Genomic DNA, 4,030 nt, shown 5'->3' with positions numbered 1-4,030 from the left:
AATAACAAATAACAAATAATAAGTAATAAGTAATAATGAAATAATTTATAATTTATTAAAAAAATAACTAAACAGGCTGCCAAAATACTTGTAAGTAACGTAATAAAAACATAATTATATCAAGAAAAGAGGTTTTAAGATGTTTTTAGAAAAAGACCAAGATAACTTAGATAATTTAGAAACACAAGCAAAAGAATTGCATAAAGATTGTAAAGAATGCAAAAATTGTCAAAAAGAAGAAACTAAAACAACAAATAAAGACAACCAAAAGGAAGATGAAACTGTTAAAAATCAATCAAATCAAACTAAACAAACAAATACCAAACAACAAAAACATCAATCAAAAGAAAACAGTCATCTGCAAATTACTAAATTACAAACTCAAATTAAAGAATTACAACAAAAACTTACCCAACAAAAAAAAGCCTTTGATGAAGAGTTGTTAAAAAATCAAGCAGAATTGATTAACTTTAAGAAAAGAGCCCAAACTCAAAAAGCAAATGAATTAAAATATGCATCAAGTAATTTTATTACTAATTTATTAATGCCCTTGGAACAATTAGAAAAAGTCATTGATATGCCTACACAAAATGAATTGTTGCAAAAATATTTATTAGGATTTAAGTTGTTACAACAACAAATAAAAAAAGTGTTGCAAGATGAAGGAGTAGAAGAAATTAAGGCTCTTAATAAGCCTTTTGATCCTGCTTTGCACCACGCTTTAGAAACAGTGTGCGACCCTAAAAAACCTGATAAAACTAATTTAGCAGTTTTACAAAAAGGTTATTTATATAAAAAAAGAATTTTAAGACCAACATTGGTTAAAGTAAATGAATGGAGTGATAAAAATGACAAAAACGAATAAAATTATAGGTATTGATTTAGGAACAACTAACTCTTGTGTTGCTGTAATGGAAGGTGGCGAGGCAAAAGTTATTCCTAATGCTGAAGGTGGAAGAACAACTCCGTCTGTAGTTTCTTTTAAAGGTGATGAAATTATGGTAGGAGAAATTGCCAAACGTCAAGTAATTACTAATCCTAATACTATTAGTTCTATCAAAAGACACATGGGAGAAGCTAATTATACTGTTAATGTGGGTGGTAAAAAATACACTCCGCAAGAAATTAGTGCAATGATTTTGGCAAATTTGAAAAAAACTGCTGAAGATTATTTAGGAGCTCCAGTAAGTGAGGCAGTAATTACTGTTCCTGCTTATTTTAATGACGCTCAAAGACAAGCTACCAAAGATGCAGGTAAAATTGCAGGCTTAAATGTTAAACGTATTATTAATGAACCAACTGCAGCTGCTCTTTCTTATGGCGTTGACAAAGGTGATAAAGAACAGACCATTTTAGTGTTTGACTTAGGAGGAGGAACTTTTGATGTTTCTATTCTAACTTTGGTTGATGGTACTTTTGAAGTGCTTTCTACTTCTGGAGACAATGCTTTGGGAGGCGATGATTTTGACTTACGTATAGTAGATTTCTTAGTGAAAGAATTCAAAAAAGAAAATAGTGTTGATCTTTCCAAAGATAAAATGGCAATGCAAAGATTAAAAGATGCTGCTGAAAAAGCTAAAAAAGAATTAAGTGGTGTTACTTCTTCACAAATTTCTTTGCCTTTCTTAACAATGAGCGAAGCAGGTCCACTTCATTTAGAATACAATATGACTCGTGCTAAATTCAATGAACTTACTAAAGATTTAATTGATCGTTGTTTGGCTCCTGTAAAACGTGCTTTAAGTGATGCCAAATTAGATATTGAAAAAATTGATCAAGTGCTTTTAGTGGGTGGTTCTACTCGTATTCCTGCAGTACAAGATTTAGTTAAAAATGAATTGAAAAAAACTCCTAATAAGAGTATTAATCCTGATGAAGTAGTTGCTATTGGAGCTGCTATTCAAGGAGGAATTCTATCAGGAGACGTTAAAGATATTTTACTTTTAGACGTAACTCCGCTTTCTTTAGGAATTGAGACTTTGGGTAATGTCTTTACTAAATTAATTGAAAGAAACACTACCATTCCAACTTCCAAAAAACAAGTCTTTTCAACTGCCGCAGACAATCAACCAGCAGTAGATATTCATGTTTTACAAGGAGAACGCCCTTTAGCAGCTGATAATAAAACTTTGGGAAGATTCCAATTAACAGATATTCCACCAGCACCGCGCGGAATTCCTCAAATTGAAGTTACTTTTGACCTTGATGCAAACGGAATTGTATCAGTTAAAGCCAAAGATTTAGGTACCAACAAAGAACAAAAAATTACTATTTCAGGAAGTGGTGCCCTTAAAGAAGAAGAAATTCAAAGAATGATTAGAGAAGCTGAAGAAAATGCTGAGGTAGATCGTGTGAAAAAAGAAAGTATTGATGCGCGTAATGAAGCAGAAAATATGATTTTCCACACTAAAAAATCTTTAGAAGATCTAAAAGCTGACGTTACACCAGAAGAAAAAGACAAAGTTGAGACTCAAATTAAAGAATTAGAAGAAGCTCTAAAAGGAGACGATACTGCTTTAATTAAAGAAAAAACTGCAAGTCTTACTAAAGAATCTCAAGGAATTGCAATGAAAGCTTACCAAAAAGCTCAAGAAAAACAAGTACAAGAAAAAGGTACGCAAGAAAACACTACTGCTAAAAATGAAAAACCTCAAGACGAAGTAGTAGACGCTGATTTTGAAGAACAAAAATAATCAATAATAAAAACAAAACTAAACAAAAACAACCATAAAAACAAACAAAAAATATACAAAAAAATATACAAATACAAAAACAACCACAAAAAACAAACTATAAAGAATAATGAAATCAAAGGAAAAGCCCCCTTAGTTTTATTATTAGGAGAAGTTAGCTACAATGACAAAAAAAGATTATTATCATATTTTGGGTCTAGATAAAGACGCAAGTCCTGAGGACATCAAAAAAGCTTATCGTAGTCTTGCTAAAAAATATCATCCTGATATTTCCAAAGAAGCTAACGCCGAGAGCAAATTTAAAGAAGTTCAAGAAGCTTATAGTGTTTTAGGAGATGCTTCTAAAAAAAGTAATTATGATCGTTTTGGTGATGCTTCTGATAACGGTTTTTCTGGCTTTGGTGGCGGTGGTTTTGATGGTTTTGATGGTTTTGATTCTTTTGGGGATTCTTTTTTTAGTTCCTTTGGAGATATTTTTGGTAATCAACAAACTAAAAAACCTTCTTATGATAAAAAAGTAGAAATGACTATAAGTTTTATGGATGCTGTTTTAGGAGCTAACAAAACTATTGAAATTACTGTAGAAGCTGATTGTAGAGTTTGTCATGGTAAAGGAGCAGTTTCCAATCAAGATGTTATTACTTGTAAACGTTGTGGCGGAACTGGACAAATTATTACTGAGCAAAGAACTTTTTTAGGTAATATTCGTTCTCGTCAAGTTTGTCCTAATTGTAGTGGTAAAGGACAAGAAATTAAAAATAAATGTTATGCTTGTCACGGACAAAAACGTCAAAAAGTTAAGCAATCAGCTACCTTTAATATTCCTGCAGGGATTCAAGAAGGAATGTCTTTGCAAGTTCCTGGGAAAGGAAATTTTATTCCTTTAAGTAATAATCAAAAAGCAGGAGATCTATATATTACTTTTAAAGTGCGTCCTCATGAATCTTTTGTAAGACGTGAATATGATATTATTTTAGAAATCTTTATTACTTTTCCAGAAGCTGTTTTAGGAACTAATATTTTGATTCCTACTATTTATGGTGAAGTAGCTTTAAAAATTCCTGCAGGGATTCAATCAGGCAATAAATTAAGAATGAAAAATAAAGGAGTTGCACATCTTAATTCTTCTTATCGTAAAGGTGATCAGTATGTTGTTGTTCATATTAAAACTCCTAACCAATTAAGTTTAGAAGAAAAAAGATTATATCAAAAATTATTAGATTTGCAATATCGTAGTTAATATAAGTAATAATATAAGTAAAAGTAATAATATAAGTTCATTTAATTTGTTTCTTTATCCTGTTAGTAAATTGATTGCCCTGAACTCAAAATAAAAT

The 4,030-nt window shown here is 30.7% G+C and carries 3 protein-coding genes; all 3 read left to right on the top strand.

Annotation, left to right across the window (positions count from 1 at the left end):
• The first annotated feature begins 139 nt into the window (after positions 1-139).
• Positions 140-865, top strand: a complete 726-nt coding sequence (locus OL66_RS02360; RefSeq protein ID WP_034172306.1) for a nucleotide exchange factor GrpE — start codon at positions 140-142, stop codon at positions 863-865.
• Positions 849-2,693, top strand: a complete 1,845-nt coding sequence (gene dnaK / locus OL66_RS02355; RefSeq protein ID WP_034172305.1) for a molecular chaperone DnaK — start codon at positions 849-851, stop codon at positions 2,691-2,693. The genes OL66_RS02360 and dnaK overlap by 17 nt, the downstream gene beginning before the upstream one ends.
• A 163-nt stretch (positions 2,694-2,856) precedes the next feature.
• Positions 2,857-3,933 carry a molecular chaperone DnaJ gene (dnaJ, locus tag OL66_RS02350; protein WP_034172304.1) on the top strand — a complete coding sequence of 359 codons (1,077 nt, stop codon included), beginning with the start codon at positions 2,857-2,859 and terminating at the stop codon, positions 3,931-3,933.
• Positions 3,934-4,030: the final 97 nt, after the last annotated feature.

The sequence above is a fragment of the Chrysanthemum yellows phytoplasma genome, from assembly GCF_000803325.1.
In the GTDB taxonomy this organism is placed as follows: Bacteria; Bacillota_I; Bacilli_A; order Acholeplasmatales; family Acholeplasmataceae; genus Phytoplasma; species Phytoplasma asteris.
This window is presented reverse-complemented; position numbering and strand designations above follow the sequence as displayed.